1 protein-coding gene is annotated in these 249 nt (G+C 71.1%); it reads right to left on the minus strand.

Going from position 1 to position 249, the window contains the following annotated elements:
• The coding region (locus ACYQ1K_RS28025; protein WP_459986908.1) for an ATP-binding protein at nucleotides 1–249 on the minus strand (249 nt) is incomplete at both ends.

Raw genomic sequence — 249 nt, forward strand, 5'->3', positions numbered from 1 at the left:
GAGGAAGGGGGCGGGGGCCTCCTCGACGAGCTTTTGGTGGCGGCGTTGCAGGGAGCAGTCCCGGGTGCTCACGACCACGACGTTGCCGTGGGCGTCGGCTAGGCATTGGGTCTCGACGTGGCGGGGTTGGTCGAGGAACTTCTCCACCAGGCATTCGCCGCGGCCGAAGGCGCCGATGGCCTCGCGGGTGGCGGACTCGAAGGCCTCGGGGATCTCCTCGAGGGTGCGGGCGACCTTCAGGCCGCGGCC

It is taken from the genome of Nocardioides sp. AN3 (assembly GCF_054653495.1).